Consider the following 19,921-nt stretch of genomic DNA (forward strand, 5'->3'; position numbering starts at 1 on the left):
TCAATTAACATAGTTAATCAATTATTTTTTCTTTTTATCGATAATTATTGATGGTCTTTGTTCTTCTTGTTTACTTTGCAAAAAAAATTAACAATGATAGTTTTCCCTCAAACATATAACTACAAGTTAATTATTGGTTTATTGATAATAGCGTTATCCGTTTTAGGAGTTTTTACATTTCAAAATCAAAATAAGTTAGAAGAGTATAATGCATACTTAGCTCAAGAAAAAAGCTTAATTCAAAATGAGTTGTCAGAGATGATATCTAGATTTGATACTTTAGATATTGAAAATGAAGAATTAAGTTTACAATTAGAAGCTTCTAAGCTAAAATTAGAACAAGCGTTAGACTCTATAAAAACACTAGAAGTCACAGCCAATTTATTAACTCATTATAAGTCCAAAGTACAATTACTTAAGGAGGAAAAGGCGCGTATTCTTAACTTAGTTAATAGCTTAGAGACTCAAAATAAAACTTTACAAACAGAAGTTACTCAATCTAAACAACAATTAAGCAGTATAAAAGTTAAAGCCAATACATTAAAAGAATCAAATGTAAAGCTTAAAAAAAGCAATGAAACCTTAAATAAACACATTGTTAAGGCTAGTCAAATGCAAATTACTATGTTAGATGCAAAAGCAGTTAAGCGTGTTGGAAGAAATAGAGTGGTAACTACAGATAAAGCAAAAAGAACAAACAAACTTTTAGTCGAATTTGTAATACCAAAAAATGATTTAATTACTAAGGGTAAAAAAGATATTTATATACAAATAGTTAATCCAAATAATAATGTGGTCTCAAAAAAAGACGAAGCTAAGTTTGGTAAACAATCCTTAATTTACAGTAAAAAACTAGATGTTAATTTTAATAATAAAGATTTAGCAGTTTCAACTTTTATAGACGCTGATAAAGATGAACCTTTTAAACAAGGTGTTTATTTTGTAAACGTTTTTAACCAAGACAACCGCTTAGCTAGTACTTCAATATTTTTAGACTAATTATTTTCTTAATTATTAGGCTTAAATCAGCCAAAAATTATATTGTAAACTTTTTATAAACGTTTATCTTTGCTGTATTATGGCAAACAACGACGATCAATTTAAAAAAGTAATCTCTCACGCAAAAGAGTATGGTTACGTATTCCAGAGTAGCGAAATTTACGATGGATTAAGCGCAGTTTACGACTACGCACAAAACGGTGTAGAATTAAAGAAAAACATACGCGACTATTGGTGGCGTGCAATGGTGCAAATGCACGATAATATTGTAGGATTAGACGCTGCAATTTTTATGCATCCAACCACTTGGAAAGCGTCTGGACACGTAGATGCTTTTAATGATCCGTTAATTGATAATAAAGACTCAAAAAAACGTTACCGTGCAGATGTTTTAGTTGAAGATTATTGCTTAAAAATCGAAGCTAAAATTGAAAAAGAGGTTAAAAAAGCCGAAAAACGTTTTGGTGATGCTTTTAATAAAGAAGAATTTTTAAGCACAAACGGTCGTGTTTTAGGTTATCAAGAAAAAATTGATACCATCCTAAAACGTCTAGGTAAATCTTTAGAAAATGAAGATTTAGCAGACGTAAAAGCCTTAATTGAAGAATTAGAAATAGCATGTCCATTAAGCGGAAGTAAAAACTGGACAGACGTTAAGCAATTTAACTTAATGTTTGGGACCAAATTAGGAGCAAGTGCAGACAGCGCAATGGATTTATACTTACGTCCAGAGACAGCACAAGGTATTTTTGTAAATTTCCTTAATGTGCAAAAAACAGGACGTATGAAAATTCCTTTCGGAATTGCTCAAACAGGAAAAGCCTTTAGAAACGAAATTGTTGCAAGACAATTTATCTTTAGAATGCGCGAGTTTGAACAAATGGAAATGCAATACTTTATCAAACCAGGAACACAAAAAGAATGGTTTGATTACTGGAAAGAAACACGTCTTAAGTGGCATAAATCATTAGGTTTAGGTGAGGATAACTACCGTTTCCACGATCACGAAAAATTAGCACATTACGCAGATGCAGCTACAGATATTGAGTTTAAATTTCCATTTGGATTCAAAGAATTAGAAGGAATTCACTCACGTACAGATTTCGATTTAAAACAACACGAAGAATATTCTGGTAAAAAACTTCAATATTTTGATAACGAAGACAATACAAGTTATACGCCTTATGTTTTAGAAACCTCAATTGGTTTAGATCGTATGTTTTTAGCAGTGTTTTCAAACAGTTTACAAGATGAAACTTTAGAAGACGGAAGCGAAAGAACCGTTTTAAAATTACCAGCAGTCTTAGCGCCAACAAAAGCAGCAATTTTACCATTAGTTAAAAAAGACGAAGGTTTAACTAAAATGGCAAAAGATATTGTAGATGATTTAAAATGGGACTTTAACGTTACTTATGACGAGAAAGATGCAGTTGGTAGACGTTACCGTCGTCAAGACGCAGCAGGTACGCCATTTTGTATTACAGTAGATGGTGAAAGTCTAGAAAATAACACAGTAACGATACGTCATAGAGATACTATGGAGCAAAAACGTGTTAAAGTTGAAGAGTTACGCGACATCATTAAAAAAGAAGTTGATGTAAAAGAATGGTTAATGAAGATGTAAAATTCCTGTAAAAACAGAAATTTATAAATAAAAAAACGCCCAAAACTTTATGTTTTGGGCGTTTTAGTTTAATGACTATGTCCGCTTTCACCACTTTCTTCAAGTAACATTCCAATACCTTTAACTAATATTTGTTTGTTTTGTAAAATGTCAGGATTTAAAATTTCTGTAGCATTTTCGTCTTGTTGTCCTATGTTTACTTTTAGCTTTTTAAATTGATAGTCACCAGTAGTTGTTTCATCTAAAACAAGCACATAATTATTTTTGTCTTCACTTACAATAGCTTCGTTTGGTAAGCCAAGACCTTTTTTACTGTCTGTAATAATGTTAGCTTCTACAAACATACCAACAATAAAATTAGCTAAGTCTTTATCTACGTGTCCGTGAACTTTAACACGTCTTGTAGTTTCATCAATGGTAGTGCCAACTAAATGCACGTCTGCTTCAAAAGTTTTTTCTGAAGCTTCAGGAATTTTAAACAGTATTTTTTGACCTTTTTTGATGTGCATAATATCTTTTTCAAATACCGATAATTCCAAATGAATATGGTCAATATCTACAATTTCTAATATTACATCGTTTGGCGCAACATAAGCACCATTACTTACATTTACTTTAGTGACGTTTCCATTAATTGGCGCATATAGACTAATTGTTGAGGTAATATTCCCTTGTTCTACAGCAGCTGGACTAATATTCATCATTTGTAATTTTTTCTTTAGTCCGTTGTAAGTGGCTAGACTACTTTTATAAGTGCTTTGTGCTTTTAGATAGTTTTTTTCTGAAGTAATTTTTTCATCAAACAACGTTTTTTGTCTGTTAAATTCAGCTTTTAAGTAATTAAGTTGCTCTGCGATTTCTAAATAATTTTGCTGAATTTCAACATACTCAGGATTTTTTAAGCTTACCAAAAGTTGTCCCTTTTTTACTTGGTCACCAACTAAAAGTGGTGTGTTTGTAATATATCCACCAATAAAAGTTGTGATACTCGATTTGTTTTTTGGTGGCACGTCTATCATTCCCGTAACGGCAATTCCTGTTGAAAAATCAAGTATTTTTAAAGTGTCTAAAACCATTTGCTCGCTTTTAAATTGAGCTTTAGTTACGGTTATAATATTGTTTTTTGTTGCTGTGTTTTCAACGGTTTCAGTGTTGTTTTCTTTGTTTCCGCAGGCTAAAAATAAAAACGAAAAAAGAAGTATATATATATGTTTCATAGATTTAAAATTTTCAAGAACCATTGGTTCGGTTATTTACTTTTCTAAAGTTGTTGGTCTTTATTTGTCAAATGCTCATTATGGGCTTTCATTTTAGTTGATATTTAATGTCAAGTGGTTAATTTGTATTACCGTTTGATTGTAAGCGTTTAAATTTTCTAGGTACGATAATTCAATTTCGCTAGCGGTTTCAAGACTTTGTATGTATTGAAAAAAGTCAATTTCACCTTCTTTAAACGTACGGTTTGCGGTTTTTATAATTTGATTTTTAAGGTCTTCACCTTCATTATTATAGTAATTTACAGCTTCTTCGTATTGCGCTAAAGTCGCCAAAAGTGCATTATACTTAGTGTTTAATTTGGTTTTATAATCTTGTTGTTGCTCTGTAATAATGTCTTTAGCAATTTTTGAAGCTTTTATTTTTGAAGCATTACCATAAAATAACAACGGAATTTTCAACCCTAAATGATACCCTTTTATATTGGTGTTTAATTGGTCGTTTGTACCTTGAAAATACTCTACACTAATGTCTGGTAATAGGTTTTGTTTTTCTTGTTGATAGATAGCGTTTTGATAATTTTTCGCTTGTTCAAAGTACTGTAAACCAACATTGTTTTGTGTTGAAATCGATTCAATTTGTAGTTGTTCAAGTGGTTGGTCAACAATCTCTAAACTATCAACTTGCACAACACTTTTTAATTGCTCTTTAGAAAATGCAACTTCTTTAAGTGCTTGTTTGTACAAAGTTTCTAGCTGTTTTTGTTTGGATTTAGCGGTAATCATTTCTAAATAATTGGTTTCGCCAAGTTCAAAGCGACGTTCAGATTTATTAGCAAAATCTTGATACAGACTATCTAAATATTTGTAAGTTTTCGCCTTGTTTTTAGCATAACTCAACTGATAATAGTTGGCGTAAACTGCTTGCTGTAATTGTTCAAACCTGAGATTATAATGTGTTTCTTCTAAACTAGCTTTTGCTTTATTCGTCTTCTTTTCGGCAAAATATACCGTCGGAAACTTAAAATCTTGAGCAATACCAAACACCTTTAATGGTTGATTGTTTATGGCTAAATTATTTTCGTCATAATTGTAATAAATTGACGTTTTATCAAAACTAAAAGCGCTTCCTATTAAAGTATTACTTTCGTCTACCTTAAGATTTGAAGCTTTTAAACTAGCGTTATTTTCTATAGCTAACGCTAAGGTTTCTTCAATAGTTAATGGATTTTGAGCGTTAGCATTCATCATAAAAAAGAAACCGAGAATGCTAACGATTGATGTTTTATTCATTTTAATTTCTTTTTTGGTTTCAAACCACGCGTATAAAACGGGTAACACGATTAGGGTTAATACGGTTGCAGTAACTAATCCGCCAACGACTACGGTTGCTAAAGGACGTTGAACTTCGGTACCAGCATTGGTGGAAACCGCCATAGGTAAAAATCCTAAAGCTGCTGCTGCTGCGGTTAGTAAAACAGGTCGCAAACGCTCTGAAGTACCACGTTTTATGCGTTCTTCTATATCATCCATACCGTGTTCTTTCAGTTCTTTAAAATGCTCAATAAGTACAATACCGTTAAGTACGGCAATTCCAAAAAGTGCAATAAAACCAACACCTGCCGAGATACTAAACGGTAAATCGCGTAACCATAAAAGCAATACACCACCAACAGCCGATAAAGGAATAGCAGAGTACACTAATAAGGCTTCTTTTGCTGAACCAAATGCAAAATACAGCAGTAAGAAAATTAAGGCTAAAGCAATTGGTACCGCAATCATTAAACGTGCTTTGGCACTTTGTAAGTTTTCAAATTGTCCGCCATAAGTTATGTTGTAACCAACAGGTAATTTGAGTTGATTGTCAATTATGCTTCTTACATCGTCTACAACTGATTGCAAATCCCTATTACGAACATTTATACCAACATCAATACGACGTTTGGTGTCGTCTCTTGAAATTTTTGCAGGTCCAGTAGTATAAGTTATCTCAGCTAGTTCGCTAAGCGGAATTTTTGTTCCATTTGGTGTATCGACATATAAATTTTGAAGACTGGCTAGGTTTTTTCTATTGTTTTGGTCTAAACGCATCACCAGATCAAAGCGCTTTTCGCCTTCAAACACTTGACCAACAGTTCCGCCAGCAAATCCCATTGAAATTACTTGATTAACATCAGAAATATTCAGTCCGTAACGCGCAATTTTACTTCGGTTGAAAGACACGCTCATCTGTGGTAAACCTTCAACTTTTTCAATGATGATATCTGAAGCGCCTTCAACATCTTTAATTAATTCTTTGACTTCGTCTGCTTTATTGGCTAAAATGGATAAATCTTCCCCAAAAATTTTAATAGCTACATCAGCTCTAACACCAGTAATTAACTCATTAAATCGCATTTCGATAGGTTGTGTGAATTCGACTTCCATTCCAGGTATTATACTTAGTGCTTCTTTAAATTTATCGGCTAATTCGTCTTTGCTTTTGGCACTTACCCATTCGTCCTTTGGTTTCAGTTTTATAATCACATCACTTTCTTCCATAGACATTGGATCTGTTGGGACTTCGGCAGCACCAATACGACTTACTACCTGATCTACTTCAGGGAAATTTTCTAACAGTGTTTTTTCGATTTTGGTGGTAATTTCGATGGTTTTTCCAAGCGATGTTCCTGTCTTTAAAACAGGTTGAATCACGAAGTCACCTTCATCTAAAGTTGGCACAAATTCACCACCCATTTTACTAAATAAAAAGATGCTGATAGCTAGTAAAATTCCGGCTAAACTTACCACTGTTTTCTTGTGGTGCAAAGCCCAATTAATAGAAGGTTTGTACCAAGAATTAAGTGCTTTCATTAACCTAACGGAAATGTTTTTTTCGCTCGGCTTTTTTGGTTTCAAAAACAATGATGATATTACTGGAACATAAGTGAGACAAAGTAACATTGCACCAACTAACGCAAAACTGAATGTCAACGCCATAGGCTTAAACATTTTACCTTCTACACCGCTTAATGATAAAATTGGAATAAAGACTATTAAGATGATTAATTGTCCAAAAATGGCAGAATTCATCATTTTTGAGGCGCTTTTTAATGTAATTTGATCGATTTCTGACTGTTTTGCTTCTTTTGTGAGTAATTTTAGTTTTTCACTTTCGGTAATTATTCTAAAAGCAATAAACTCGACAATAATCACTGCGCCATCAATAATAATTCCGAAATCTATCGCGCCAAGACTCATTAAATTGGCATCTACACCAAAAATGTTCATTAGTGAAATGGCGAATAATAAACTCAACGGAATAACAGACGCAACGACCAAACCTGAGCGTAAATTACCGAGTAATAAAACCACAACAAAAATGACGATTAATGATCCTAAAATTAGATTTTCTGATACGGTAAAGGTCGTTTTACCAATCAGTTCGCTACGTTCTAAAAATCCGTTGATATAAACACCTTCAGGTAGGCTTTTTTGTATGTCTTTTACACGTTCTTTTACAGCGTCTATAATAGCTTTAGAGTTACCATCTTTAAGCATCATTATTTGCCCAAGCACTTTTTCGCCTTCACCGTTACCAGTAATAGCACCAAAACGTGTAGCGCTTCCAAAACCTACTTTAGCAACGTCTTTTATGTAAATTGGTGCGCCTTCGTTTTTGACTACGATTTGCTCTATATCTTCGAGGTTTTTAACCAAACCTTCGCCACGAATAAAATAGGCTTCATTAGTTTTTTCAATATATCCACCACCAGCAACGCTATTGTTTTTTTCTAAAGCCTCATAAATTTCGGACACCGAAATATTCATAGCATTTAGCTTGTTTGGGTTAATGGCAACTTCGTATTGCTTTAAATATCCGCCCCAAGTATTAACCTCTACTACACCAGGAATACCAGAGAGTTGTCGTTTTACAATCCAGTCTTGGATGGTGCGCAAATCGGTAATGGAATATTGGTCTTCGTAACCAGGTTTTACATCTAAAATGTATTGGTATATTTCGCCCAAACCAGTGGTAATTGGTCCCATTTCTGGCGAGCCAAAACCATCTGGAATTACTTCTGAAGCTGACTTGATTTTTTCGGCAATTAATTGTCTTGGTAGATAGGTGCCATATTGTCTTCAAAAACAATGGTTACCACAGAAAGACCAAATTTTGAAACTGATCTTATCTCTTCTACGCCTGGTAAATTTGCCATCTCTAGCTCGACAGGATAGGTAATAAACTGTTCAACATCTTGGGTTGATAAGTTTCGTGATGTGGTAATCACTTGTACTTGGTTATTGGTAATATCTGGTACAGCGCCAATAGGAATTTGGGTCAAAGAGAAAATTCCGAAACCAATAATAAATGCTGTAAAAAGGAAAATAATAAGCTTATTATTTAAGCTTGATTTTATGATTTTTTCTAACATAATTCATAATAATAAAATTGAAAAGTACCTGTCCATAATTGAAAACAGGATGAATTTTAAAATGAATTATGCGTGTTTTGGTGGTTGAAAAACGGATGGTTTTTCGAAAGAAGTAAAGGATTCTTTATAGAAGAAGTTAAAAGGGATTTCAATGAAGTCTTCGTTGCTTATTTTAAATAAAATATTAGGACTTATAAAAGACAAGTTAATGTGTGTACACATGTGGTGATTGTCTTTAAAAGGTAAATCTTTATGTTCTTTATGGTCGCTGTCATGATCATCTTTAGCTTCACCATAATGTTCAGCTAAAAAATCAAAAAAAGAATCGCCATACATTTCTTTATGAAATTGAGCATGATCAATCAAGGCATTAATCTTAGAAATGTCGTCTAAGTTAATATTGAAACTTTGAATAAGAATCAGAAACGAATATGTTAATGCCAATATTTTGTTCATGCCTTACGAAATTACAAAATTAAAGGAATTAAACTGTTACAAAAGTTACATATGACTGCTAATATAGAACGTTTTTAATTAAGGATTTTTATTTATAAAATATTATTAGCTAGGTAATTGGCGTCTTTTTTTATGCCGCCTAAAGTAGCAGATCCACGTGTGTGTAACCATGGTAAACCAATAAAATATAGTCCGTTTGTTGTGCTAATACCACGATGATGTTTTGGATAGCCATTTTGGGTTAACTCAATATTTTTTATCCAATTAAAGTTGGGTTTATAACCGGTTGCCCAAACAATATTCTTTACATCTTTAAGGATTTGTTTTGATGTTTTTATTGTGTTTTCTTCGGCGTCAAGTGTATATCCAACTGGTATAACGTTATCTCTTTTAATAATAGATTTTACATCTGTACCAATAATTGGCTGTTTAGATTTACTAATCTTTTTTCCAAGCCAAGAGTCCTTACTAAAACTTAAAAAGCCTGTTATAGTAAACCACCACCAAAGCGTTTTTCCTAAGATTTCTTGTGGTAAAGTTTTGATATCTGTGTTTCCTGAGAAATAAGTTTTTTTATTGGTTTGTTTTGAAATTTCATCTAAAATTTGAAATCCGCTATCGCCACCACCAACAACCAGTGTTGCACCATCTTTGAGTTGGTCTGGATTTTTGTAGTAATTACTATGTATTTGAAAAATATCTTCAGAAAGATTATTATGAAATTTTGGAGTATAAGGAATATGAAAAGGACCAGTAGCTACAATAACTTCTTTGCACTTTAAATCTCCTTTATTAGTTTTCACAGTGAAATGATTGTCTTCTTTTTCTATGCGTTTTGCTAGCGTGTTTAATTGCAGTGGGAAATCAAATTTTTCTACATAAGATTTAAAGTAATCTGCGACTTCGTATTTGTCAGGATAATGTCCTTTAGGTGCAGGAAAAGGCATTCCTGCAAGGTGATTAAATTCGGTTGGTGTAAAAAGTTTTAACGAGTTCCAACGGTTAAGCCAAGAAGCACCAATTTCATCCTCTTTATCAATTATTAAAAAATCTTTTTGATTTTTCTTTAAGTGATAAGCCATAGATAATCCAGCTTGTGCAGCTCCAATAATTATAAAATCTTTCATTAAAACGTATTGTGGTTATTGCCATAGTATACGTTTTTAAAAGGGTTTTAGCAAATGGAAGTTTTTAAAACATGTAAATGCTTAAAAATAAGCTTTTAACTGTACGTTACCGGTATGAATGGTTTTGGAGGTTTCAGTTTTTCTGCCAAAATAATTAAGGTTTAAATCTAAAAATTTGGTTAGTTTTTTTTGCGCTAAAAGTGTCCAAGTGAAGTTTTTTCCTGGTTGTAAACCTTCTAATAATTGATAAGCTACAGGACTGTTGGCGTTGCCTGTAAAGTTGTTGTCGAATACGTTAAATTCAGCAGAAATTGCGCCAGATTGTGCATTGTTTTTAGGCGAAAACGCAAATGATAAACCATACTTTTGCTGCTGTAAAGTTTCTAAATTATTAATTGTGTTTTCTTTGTTTGTATATTGATAAAACACGTCAAATTGTACATTATCATTTAATAAATATGATAATTTAGGGTTGAAAGCTTCAGTATCTAAATCGAAATTTTTACTGCTAAAGTTTTGACTTCTGTTAAATTGATTTTCTAAAGTAGAGGTTAAAGTAACTAGCCAACTATTAGCTATTTTGTGCGTAAAATTTAATTGGTGACTTTTCAATTTGTTTTCTATAAACCCAAAACTTAGTGTGCTTTTAGATTGATTGTTTAAATACGTGTAAGACGTTGTATAGCGTTGCTTGCCTCGGTTAAAAAACAGTACATTTCTAAAATTTTGGTTAAGTCCTAATTGATTGTCTTCATCTTTTTTAAAAGGATTTAAATCAAAATTATCACCGTTTCTTCTAATTTTTCTATCAATTAGATAACTGGTTTGATTGTAAAATTTAGATAATAATTTTTTCCCTTTTTGCTCTGAATTTACCCAATTTATAGGGTTTAAAGTTAGGGTTTGACTCAATCTGTTTTGATGTGTTTTTATATAAACTTGATTAGGTAATAACACACGTATATATTCACCTTGATCGGTAAATTGAGCAATTTCAAATTCTTCTAATTCTTGTATACCGTTATTATTATAATCAATCCAAGTATATGCGCCTTGACCTGGTTCTACTTGCACATAAGTGAAATCTTGTTGAGGTAAAGAGCCAGAATTAGTCTCGAAAGCAGTATTCCAAATAACACCATTTTTTAAGAACTTTTGATTGAATAATATACGCGAGTTTAGAGAGTTTTCGTCTGCAATGTCTTCATCTTCATAAGTCAGCGTACGGTAATTAACATACATTGATAAATTGGTGTTTTTGTTACTTATCAAACGCGAATCTAAATAGTAAGTATTTGAGGTGTTAACACGAGTTAATTTTTGATTTTGAATACTGTCATTAACTCTAAATTTATAACCAACTTCTGCAAAAACATTGGTGCTGTCACCAATTCCTGTAAAGGCTTGATAAGCTGTGAAACGTTGGGATAAATTTGTAAAAGCTTGAGTTTCTTTAATACGTTCTTTGTTTTCTTCAGCAGAAAAGCCAGCACCAAACCATTGTTTTTTTAAAGCGTAAATGGCTTTGTTGTAACTTCTGAAAAATCGAGATTCGTTTAGCGTTCCATCCGAATTTAATAGACTGGTTTGTGATGAAATATTAAGTTTTTTAAGTCTTAAATTGGTGTTTAAATTGTGTTTGCTTCCGCTAAATGTTCCTGAGTAGTTTAAATGCTGAAAGTTGTAACTTGCATTTCCTTTTTCTGGATGAAAAGCCTCAAAACCTGCCGAAATTAAAGCTTGATTTCCTAAGGTTGTATTTTGAAGGTTGGTGCTGTTTTGACTTAAATTCCAGTCGCGATTAAATTCTGGTCGGTATAAACGTTGTATAGTTTTAAAATCTTGATTGATGTAATCTATATCTGCAATTGCATTAAGATTCCAAAGACTATCTTGTTTGATTATTGATTGTTGTACGGTTAATTTTCCTGCATAACCATTATTGTTTTCATCATCTAAATTAGAAAATAGGTTAAGATCGTTTTTGCTACCAGCTAATTCAAAACTAACGTTGGTTTTTTCACTTGGTGTGTATTCGCCATTTACTACTGCAATTTGTAAAAGCGTTGGCGCTACTAATTGTACTACAGGTGCATAATTACCTTGTGGTATGCCGTTTATTGGCGCAACGTATTCATAAATATTATTAATGGCATTTGACGATGATAATAGATAATTACCTTGATTATCTCCGACTAAAGTAAAGGTAACGCTGTAAAGCTCGTCATCTGAATTGTTAGAGAATACGTAAATCTCTTCTCCGTTAATAACCTCTTTTCTATATAAAATTCTATTTTCATTATAGGCTTCTGGCACTTCAGAAGGCGCTGTCATTAGGTTTTGATCATCACCTGCGTTGCTTAAAATTTCAGCTTGTGCTTGAGAGATATTTTGCTGTAACGGATTGTTTTTAGAGTCGTTTTCTGAATAGACAGAAGCGCCAATTTTTAGTTTGTCGCTACTATAATTTCCGCCTCCAAAAGCGACAATTCTGGAGTAATTTCGTTCAGAATATTGAAAATCGACACTAATTCTCATTTCTGAAGTTACAGGATATGTTGGGTTGAAAATAATTTCACCTGCATTATAATCTATAATATAATCTTCATTTTCTCCTCTTTTTAGCGGTACGCCATTTACGTAAACGGTTTCACTTCCAGAAACGATAAGTACAAATAGCTCGCCACTTGGACCTTGCAGTTTGTACGGACCTTGATTACCTTCTTGAGCAGTAAATTGGTAGTTGGTAAATTGTCCGCGTACCAAAGCGCCAGACGCAAAAAGATTGGTTTGATGGTTGTCGTCACCCAAGTTAGCTCTTATTTGTAAGCCTTGCACTCGCTTAGAAAAATTAGCAAAATAAGAGTTGTTGTTTTGTAAGTCTATATCTCCAGCACGTATCGCCCAACGGTCACTAAAAAGCTCTAAAAACACTTGGTCAAACTCGTCTAAACGTTGTGAGTAACCACTTTCTTGTAATGGTATGTTGGCATCTTGTATACTGGCACGCAGTGAGACTTTGTCGTTTAGTTTACCGGTTATTTGTAAATCTAATTCGCTATTTAAAACCGAATTTTGGTTGTTACCAATAGTGACGCCGCGACTTATACTACCTGAAGTGGTTAAGCCATCAAAAGGTGTAAAAGTGTTGGTAATATTAGGTTGTTTAAGTTGTACAAGTTTATCAACGTTTGCGGTACTTTCTACAATAACGCTTTTGTCAAATTGTTGGTAAGTTCTAGTTAAAAATTCAGGATATTTTTGGTAACTTACTATTACAGAATCTCCTTCAATAGGTTTTAAAAGTTGAAGCGTTGACGTTGCAAAATCAATAGCATAATATGTAGAATCTAAAACCTGATTGCTTTTAGTTTTTAATTCAAAAAAAATAGAATTTATACTTACGCTATCTACTTTTATAGTGTCTTTGATAGCGATGGTTTTCTTTACCAATAAATCGTCTTGGTCTTGCCCAAAAGCAAAAAAGACTGACAAGAAAATAAAAAAGGTAAAGCAATTTTTCATCTACAACTATAACAGTAAAATGGTTACTTTATTTTGTTAATATTTTTTAGTTAAAAAGGCTATAATTCATCTTGTAAAAGTAAAGCATTATTTATTTTAGCAGAAATTAATAATTAAGATGAAAATTATCTCGTACAACGTAAACGGAATTAGAGCCGCAATAAACAAAGGATTTATAGATTGGTTAAAAAGTGCAAATCCAGATATTTTGTGTTTGCAAGAGATAAAAGCAATGGAAGAACAGCTAGATTTGGACTTGTTTAAAGAAGCCGGTTACCATTATAATTATTGGTTTAGCGCACAAAAAAAAGGCTATAGCGGTGTAGCAGTGTTGTGTAAAACCGAACCAGATCATGTCGAATTTGGAACCGGAATAGAATCTATGGATTTTGAAGGAAGAAACTTGCGTGTAGATTTTGGACATTTATCGGTGATGAGCATGTATTTGCCTTCTGGAACAAACGATGCTAGATTATCGCACAAATTTGAATATATGGACATGATTCATCAATATTTAAATGATTTACGCCAAGAACGACCAAACCTTGTAGTTTGCGGAGATTACAATATTTGTCATGAAGAAATAGATATTCATAACCCAAAAATGAAAGGCGTTTCAGGGTTTTTACCCGAAGAGCGCGAGTGGTTAACAAGCTTTATAGATAGCGGTTTTATTGATTCTTTTAGATATCTTCATCCAGAAAGACAAGAATATTCTTGGTGGAGCTATCGCGCCAATGCAAGAGCAAACAATAAAGGTTGGCGTTTAGATTACGCAATGGTTAGCGAGCCATTACAACAAAAAATAAAAAGAGCAGTTATATTACAAGAAGCAAAACATAGTGACCATTGTCCAATTTTGCTAGAACTAGAAAACTAATAAACAACAATCCCAAATTAATTAAACAATGAAAAACACCTTTTTAACTTTAATGCTTTCAACTTTTGTATTATCAAGTTGTGTATCGCCAAAAGTGTACAAAGAACTAGAAAGTAAATATGCAGATTTAAAGAAAGAAAATAGATCGTTAAAAGATCAAAATAAGGATTTACAAAAAGCAAAAAACCAAGCTGAAAATGACTTAGCTTCATTACAAGCAAAATATGACGAAGCAGTAGCAAAACGCGACCAATTACAAGCAGATTTAGCAGCAACAAAAACAAACTATGATACATTAAAGGCATCTTATGACGCTTTAGAAGCTAATAGTAGTTCTGCAATTGCGGCAAACACAAAAAAGAATAGAGAATTATTATCGCAATTAGAAGCTAAAGAGCAAGCATTAGCTTCAGAAAACGCTAGATTAGAGCAGTTAAAAAAAGAACTTGAAGCAAGATCGCAACGCGTAGCAGATCTTGAGGCTATAATTTCTTCAAAAGAAGCCGAAATGAATGCATTAAAAGATGCCATTTCAAGCGCGTTAGTAGATTTTGAAGGTAAAGGTTTAACCGTAGAAAAACGTAACGGAAAAGTTTATGTATCTATGGAAAATAAATTGTTATTTCAATCTGGTAGTTGGGCAGTAGGAACACAAGGTAAACAAGCAGTAAAGCAGTTAGGAACTGTGTTGGCAGACAATCCGGATATTTCAGTATTGATAGAAGGACACACAGATAACGACCCATTTTCTGGTAACGGAAACGTAAAAGACAACTGGGATTTATCAACTAAACGTGCTACAGCAATAGTAAATATCCTTCAAGAAAATAAAAATATCAATCCAGAAAGTTTAACAGCTGCAGGTCGTGGCGAGTATGCTCCTGTTGCAACTAACGAAACAGCTGAAGGAAAAGCAAAAAACCGTCGTATAGAGGTTATTTTAACGCCAAAATTAGACAAAATTACAGAGTTGTTAAATAATTAGGGCGTTAGCACAGTCTTGAGTTATACTTAGCGCAAATTGTTAAGTTTTGAGTATAAAATTCTTAACAAACATTTAGACCTTTAGTTAAATTATTTAATTAAAGGTCTTTTTATATTTGTTAAAAAGTAAACTATCCAAAAAATGAAATATACAACGCTTCCAAACACAGATATAAAAGTAAGTAAAATTTGCCTAGGTACTATGACTTGGGGAAATCAAAACACCGAACAAGAAGGTCATGCGCAATTAGATTATGCGTTAGAACAAGGCGTGAACTTTATAGACACAGCAGAGCTATATCCAGTTCCTGCCGAAGCAAAAACACAAGGAAGAACTAGTGAAATAATAGGGACATGGCTTAAAAAAACAGGACATAGAGAAAAAGTTGTTATTGCATCCAAAATAGCTGGGCCAGGCGATTATACAGCACACATACGTACGTCAGGATTTCAAAAAGGATCTGTTAAAGATGCTGTAGAAAAAGAACTAAAACGATTACAAACAGATTATATTGATCTGTTTCAGTTACATTGGCCAGAACGACATACCAATACATTTGGAGTAAGAGATTATAATCATAATCCAAACGACAAATGGGAAGATAATTTTAAAGACGTTTTAGAGCAGTTAGAGGCTGTAAAAAAAGAAGGAAAAATTCGTTTTGCAGGACTTTCTAATGAAAAAGCATGGGGAACAATGCGCTATTTAGAAGAGTCTAAAAAGCATAATTTAATAAGACCGATAACCATTCAAAATGCGTACTCATTAATTAACCGAGTTTTTGAAGGAGACATGGCTGAAATTTCAATAAGAGAAAATATAGGATTATTAGCTTATTCGCCTATGGCATTTGGTGTGTTATCTGGTAAATATATTAAAGGAACTGCAGGAGAAAATTCTAGATTAAAATTGTTTCCAAGATTTGCTAGATACAGTAGTGAAAACTCAACCATTGCAACAAAAAAATATTTAGAGTTAGCAGAAGCCAATAATCTTAGTTTAGCGCAAATGGCATTAGCTTTTGTAAATCAAAGACCGTTCGTGACTAGTAATATTATCGGAGCAACTAATTTAGAGCAACTTAAAGAAAATATTTCAAGTATTAATGTTGAATTATCTTCAGGTATTTTAGAAAAAATAAATCAAATTCATTCAATAATACCTAACCCAGCCCCTTAATCGATAGTTGTTAAAGGATTAGTCGCTAACTTCTTTTAAACGATAAATTAAAACATTTTATCTATATTAACTGTTTAGGGCAAGTAGTAGTAGGTTTTTTTTAATAGCTTAGATGTTTCTAAAACTAAACATCTCATTAATTAATATGAAAAAAACTACTCTACTAATTTGTTTGATTGCTTTATTTACAAGCATACAATCATTTTCACAAATTACCAGTTATCCTTATTCAGAAGATTTTGAATCTGGCGATGGAGGCTGGACAGCAAGCGGTACAGGTACATGGGCTTTAGGCACACCAGCAGCAACAGTTATTAATAGTGCTGCTTCAGGAGCTAACTCATGGGTAACAAATCTAACCGGAAATTACAATAGTAATGAGGACTCTTTTGTAAGTAGTCCAATTTTTGATTTATCAACATTGTCATCACCAAGCATTGAAATGAGTATTTGGTGGGAATCAGAGTTTAGTTGGGATGGAACTGTATTACAGTCATCTATTGATGGTGGAGCAACATGGCAAAATGTTGGTGCTTTTGGAGATCCTAACAATTGGTATACAGATAATACAATTAATGGTAATCCAGGAGGGCAACAAGAAGGATGGACAGGACGAAATGGTTCTGGGTCTAATGGTTGGGTAACTGCACGTCATGCTTTAGTAGGCTTAGCAGGCGAAAGTAGTGTTCAGCTAAGAATAGCTTTTGGATCAGATGGATCTGTTCAGGATGAAGGATTTGCTTTTGATGATGTGTCTATTTTTGATGTGATATGTCCAGAACCTTTAGCTATTACAGCTACAGCAATAGGGGCATCAACTGCTGAAATTACATGGTCTTCAGGCGGTGCTGAAACACAATGGAACTATGTATTACAACCAGCAGGAACAGGAACACCAACCTCAGGAACAACAGTTGGAACAACAACAGTTTCAGAATCAGCACTAACACCTCAAACAGATTATGAGGTATATGTACAAGCAATTTGTGGTGCAGATACTAGTGTATGGGCTGGGCCTTACTTCTTCACAACACCAGCGCAAACCAATTTTGTATTAGATTGTGTTAATGGTGGACCACAAACACTAACTTATTGTTATGAAAATAATGATACTAATGTATTCACATTTACAAGTGCAGATGGTACAACACCATTAAACATAACGTTTAATGCTGGTCAAGTAGAACAGAACTGGGACGAACTAGTAGTTTTAGACTCTGACGGAACAACAGATTTAAATGCAGCTACACCTTATGGTAATGGAGGTGATGTTAGTGGTTTAACATATCAATCAACAGGGTCTACGATTTCATTCCAAGTTCAATCTGATGGCAGTGTAAATTGTCAAGGAAGTGGATATACATCGATTGATGTTACTGTAAGTTGTGCTACTTGTATTAACCCAACTGCAACTTTTGTTGTTGTAGACGATTGTGAAAATGGAGATCAATTTTTAGTAGATGTAAATATTACTTCTTTGGGAGATGCAACATCACTTGAAGTATCAGATAACTTTGGCAATACTGTAACTAATGTAAGTACAACTGGAACAGTAATGCCTTTATTTGGACCTTATTCATTTAATACAGATATTATATTTACAGTTTCTAATGAACAAGATGTCAACTGTGTGATTACAAGTCAAGCAATATCATTAGCAGCATGTCCACCGGATAATGATAATCCTTGTAATGCAACGATTGCTTCGGTTAACTCAGATGAAAGTTGTACAGTCGTTAATTCAGGAACATTATTAGAAGCTACAGATTCTGGTTATCCAAACGGATCATGTACAACTGATGCTGATGATGATGTTTGGTTCCAATTCACAGCAGTTGGAGATCAACAAATTATACAAATACAAAATGTTGTAGGTGGCTTTAATGTAGATCATGCAGTTTATGAAGGAACAGACTGTAATAACTTAACTGAGTTATATTGTACAACAGATGACTTCAGTTTAACGCCTACGTTAACAGTAGGTAATACATATTATGTAAGAGTATTTTCAGCTGGTTCAACACCAACATCAATTACATTTGATTTATGTATACAAACCTTAGGTGCACCTACATACTGTACAGATGCTTTACCTATTTGTGCAGATCCAACTATATTTTATCCTAGTATTGTAGGAGATCAAACAGCTCCTCCATACTTAGATTATGATTGTTTAGGAAGTCAACCAGATCCACAATGGAATACAATTCAATTTGATGATCCAGGAGATTATACTTTCCAATTAGCTCAAACAAACGATGCAGGAACTGGTTTAGATATTGACTTTATAGTTTGGGGACCATTTATAGGACAAGACACGGGTTGTTTTGAGTTATTATCTCCTAATATTGCAGATTGTAGTTTCTCTGCTACAGCAACAGAAACTATTACATTAACAGGAGTTCCGGCGAATTCAACATATGTTATTTTAATAACTAATTTCTCTCAACAATCAGGTACTTATAACTTTACTCAAACTTCTGGACCGACAGATGGAACAAATTGTGATGTGGTTTGTGATGTTACTTTAGATTATGATGGTATAGTTGTAGAACAAGGAACAACAGCTCCTGATGGAGAAAGTGATGATATTAACCTATGTGGTTATACATCTGTTACGTTAACAGCAGATACTGCTTATTCTGTAGATTCTTATGAATGGTATATTGATGGAATATATCAAGCAGGAATCAACTCTTCAACTTTAGTCGCTACACAGTCAGGTAGTTACCAGTGTGTTGTTGGAGGAGGAATTTGTGATGATTTTACATCATCTATAATAGCTAATATTAATTTCTTTGACGATGCTATTGCTAATCAAGCACCAGATATGGAAGCTTGTGATGAAGGTGCTGGTAATGCTAGTTTTGATTTAGAATCTCAAACAGCAACAATTCTAGGTACTCAAAGTAATGCAGATTTTGTTGTTACTTACCATGAAACATTATCTGATGCTCAATCAGGTACAGCAGCTATTTCTTCTCCTTATGTTGCAGTAGATGGTACTGTAATTTATGTAAGAGTAGAAGATATTGATGCAGTAGGATCAATGTCTGGATGTGCATCTACAAATACTAGCTTTAACTTGGTAGTTAATGATGCACCAGAAGCATACACAACACCAAATCAAGAACTATGTGATGATGGTAGCGGAAGTAATATATTTGACTTAACGCTTAACGAAGCGGTTACAATAGGAACACAAACCAATGTGTCTGTATCTTATTATACATCTCAAATTGATGCTGAAACAAGTACAAATGCAATCAATAATCCAACTGCATATTCTAATACAAATAGTCCTCAGACAATTTTTGTTAAAGTTGAAAATTCTTCAGCAAGTGAGTGTTATGCAATTACAAGTTTTGATATAGCACTTTATGAAACACCAGAGACTCAATTTGGAGATGTAGTTTACGAGGTATGTCCAAACGCTACAACACCTATAACAGTAACAGCGATACCGGATAATTACACATCTAACGAGGTAAGTATTGTATGGTATGACCAAAATGAT

10 protein-coding genes and 1 pseudogene are annotated in these 19,921 nt (G+C 33.2%); 6 read left to right on the forward strand and 5 right to left on the reverse strand.

Going from position 1 to position 19,921, the window contains the following annotated elements:
• Window positions 1–93 precede the first annotated feature (93 nt).
• Both WA340_RS05550 and WA340_RS05555 read left to right on the forward strand, forming a co-directional pair.
• Entirely contained in the window at window positions 94–999 is a 906-nt protein-coding gene (locus WA340_RS05550; protein ID WP_304141096.1) for a hypothetical protein, read from the forward strand.
• Between the two features lie 79 nt (window positions 1,000–1,078).
• Window positions 1,079–2,623: a glycine--tRNA ligase gene (locus WA340_RS05555; RefSeq protein WP_304141098.1), complete on the forward strand. Its 1,545-nt coding sequence runs from the start codon at window positions 1,079–1,081 to the stop codon at window positions 2,621–2,623.
• 68 nt (window positions 2,624–2,691) lie between these two features.
• On the opposite strand, the gene WA340_RS05560 is transcribed toward WA340_RS05555, so the two are convergent.
• The 5 genes and pseudogenes from WA340_RS05560 to WA340_RS05580 form a co-directional block, all read right to left on the reverse strand.
• Window positions 2,692–3,840, reverse strand: coding sequence for an efflux RND transporter periplasmic adaptor subunit (locus WA340_RS05560; protein WP_336127759.1), 1,149 nt, complete (start codon window positions 3,838–3,840; stop codon window positions 2,692–2,694).
• A 93-nt stretch (window positions 3,841–3,933) separates the two neighbouring features.
• Window positions 3,934–8,252: pseudogene (locus WA340_RS05565) on the reverse strand (CusA/CzcA family heavy metal efflux RND transporter).
• A 66-nt stretch (window positions 8,253–8,318) separates the two neighbouring features.
• Window positions 8,319–8,708: a hypothetical protein gene (locus WA340_RS05570; protein WP_304141947.1), complete on the reverse strand. Its 390-nt coding sequence runs from the start codon at window positions 8,706–8,708 to the stop codon at window positions 8,319–8,321.
• Between the two features lie 92 nt (window positions 8,709–8,800).
• Window positions 8,801–9,835, reverse strand: a complete 1,035-nt coding sequence (locus WA340_RS05575; RefSeq protein WP_304141946.1) for a flavin-containing monooxygenase — start codon at window positions 9,833–9,835, stop codon at window positions 8,801–8,803.
• Window positions 9,836–9,916: 81 nt separating this feature from the next.
• Window positions 9,917–13,360: a hypothetical protein gene (locus tag WA340_RS05580; RefSeq protein ID WP_336127761.1), complete on the reverse strand. Its 3,444-nt coding sequence runs from the start codon at window positions 13,358–13,360 to the stop codon at window positions 9,917–9,919.
• 118 nt (window positions 13,361–13,478) lie between these two features.
• On the opposite strand from WA340_RS05580, the gene WA340_RS05585 reads away from it, so the two are divergent.
• The 4 genes from WA340_RS05585 to WA340_RS05600 form a co-directional block, all read left to right on the forward strand.
• Window positions 13,479–14,240 (forward strand): exodeoxyribonuclease III, encoded by a 762-nt coding sequence (locus WA340_RS05585; RefSeq protein ID WP_336066335.1) that lies wholly within the window; start codon window positions 13,479–13,481, stop codon window positions 14,238–14,240.
• A gap of 28 nt (window positions 14,241–14,268) precedes the next feature.
• On the forward strand, window positions 14,269–15,225 hold the full coding sequence (locus tag WA340_RS05590; RefSeq protein WP_336127763.1) for an OmpA family protein: 957 nt from the start codon (window positions 14,269–14,271) through the stop codon (window positions 15,223–15,225).
• A 141-nt stretch (window positions 15,226–15,366) separates the two neighbouring features.
• A complete protein-coding gene (locus WA340_RS05595) occupies window positions 15,367–16,404 on the forward strand; it encodes an aldo/keto reductase (protein WP_336127764.1) in 1,038 nt (345 codons plus the stop codon).
• A gap of 145 nt (window positions 16,405–16,549) precedes the next feature.
• On the forward strand, window positions 16,550–19,921 hold a 3,372-nt coding region (locus WA340_RS05600; RefSeq protein WP_336127765.1), incomplete at its 3' end, for a fibronectin type III domain-containing protein.

It is taken from the genome of Mesoflavibacter sp. CH_XMU1422-2, assembly GCF_037029245.1.
Classification (GTDB): Bacteria; Bacteroidota; Bacteroidia; order Flavobacteriales; family Flavobacteriaceae; genus Mesoflavibacter; species Mesoflavibacter zeaxanthinifaciens.

Excerpts from the sequence above, each read along its gene's own strand:
- WA340_RS05590 (WP_336127763.1), top strand. The coding sequence starts at position 14,269 with ATGAAAAACACCTTTTTAACTTTAATGCTTTCAACTTTTGTATTATCA.
- WA340_RS05575 (WP_304141946.1), bottom strand. The coding sequence starts at position 9,835 with ATGAAAGATTTTATAATTATTGGAGCTGCACAAGCTGGATTATCTATG.
- WA340_RS05585 (WP_336066335.1), top strand. The coding sequence starts at position 13,479 with ATGAAAATTATCTCGTACAACGTAAACGGAATTAGAGCCGCAATAAAC.
- WA340_RS05570 (WP_304141947.1), bottom strand. The coding sequence starts at position 8,708 with ATGAACAAAATATTGGCATTAACATATTCGTTTCTGATTCTTATTCAA.
- WA340_RS05555 (WP_304141098.1), top strand. The coding sequence starts at position 1,079 with ATGGCAAACAACGACGATCAATTTAAAAAAGTAATCTCTCACGCAAAA.
- WA340_RS05580 (WP_336127761.1), bottom strand. The coding sequence starts at position 13,360 with ATGAAAAATTGCTTTACCTTTTTTATTTTCTTGTCAGTCTTTTTTGCT.
- WA340_RS05550 (WP_304141096.1), top strand. The coding sequence starts at position 94 with ATGATAGTTTTCCCTCAAACATATAACTACAAGTTAATTATTGGTTTA.
- WA340_RS05595 (WP_336127764.1), top strand. The coding sequence starts at position 15,367 with ATGAAATATACAACGCTTCCAAACACAGATATAAAAGTAAGTAAAATT.
- WA340_RS05560 (WP_336127759.1), bottom strand. The coding sequence starts at position 3,840 with ATGAAACATATATATATACTTCTTTTTTCGTTTTTATTTTTAGCCTGC.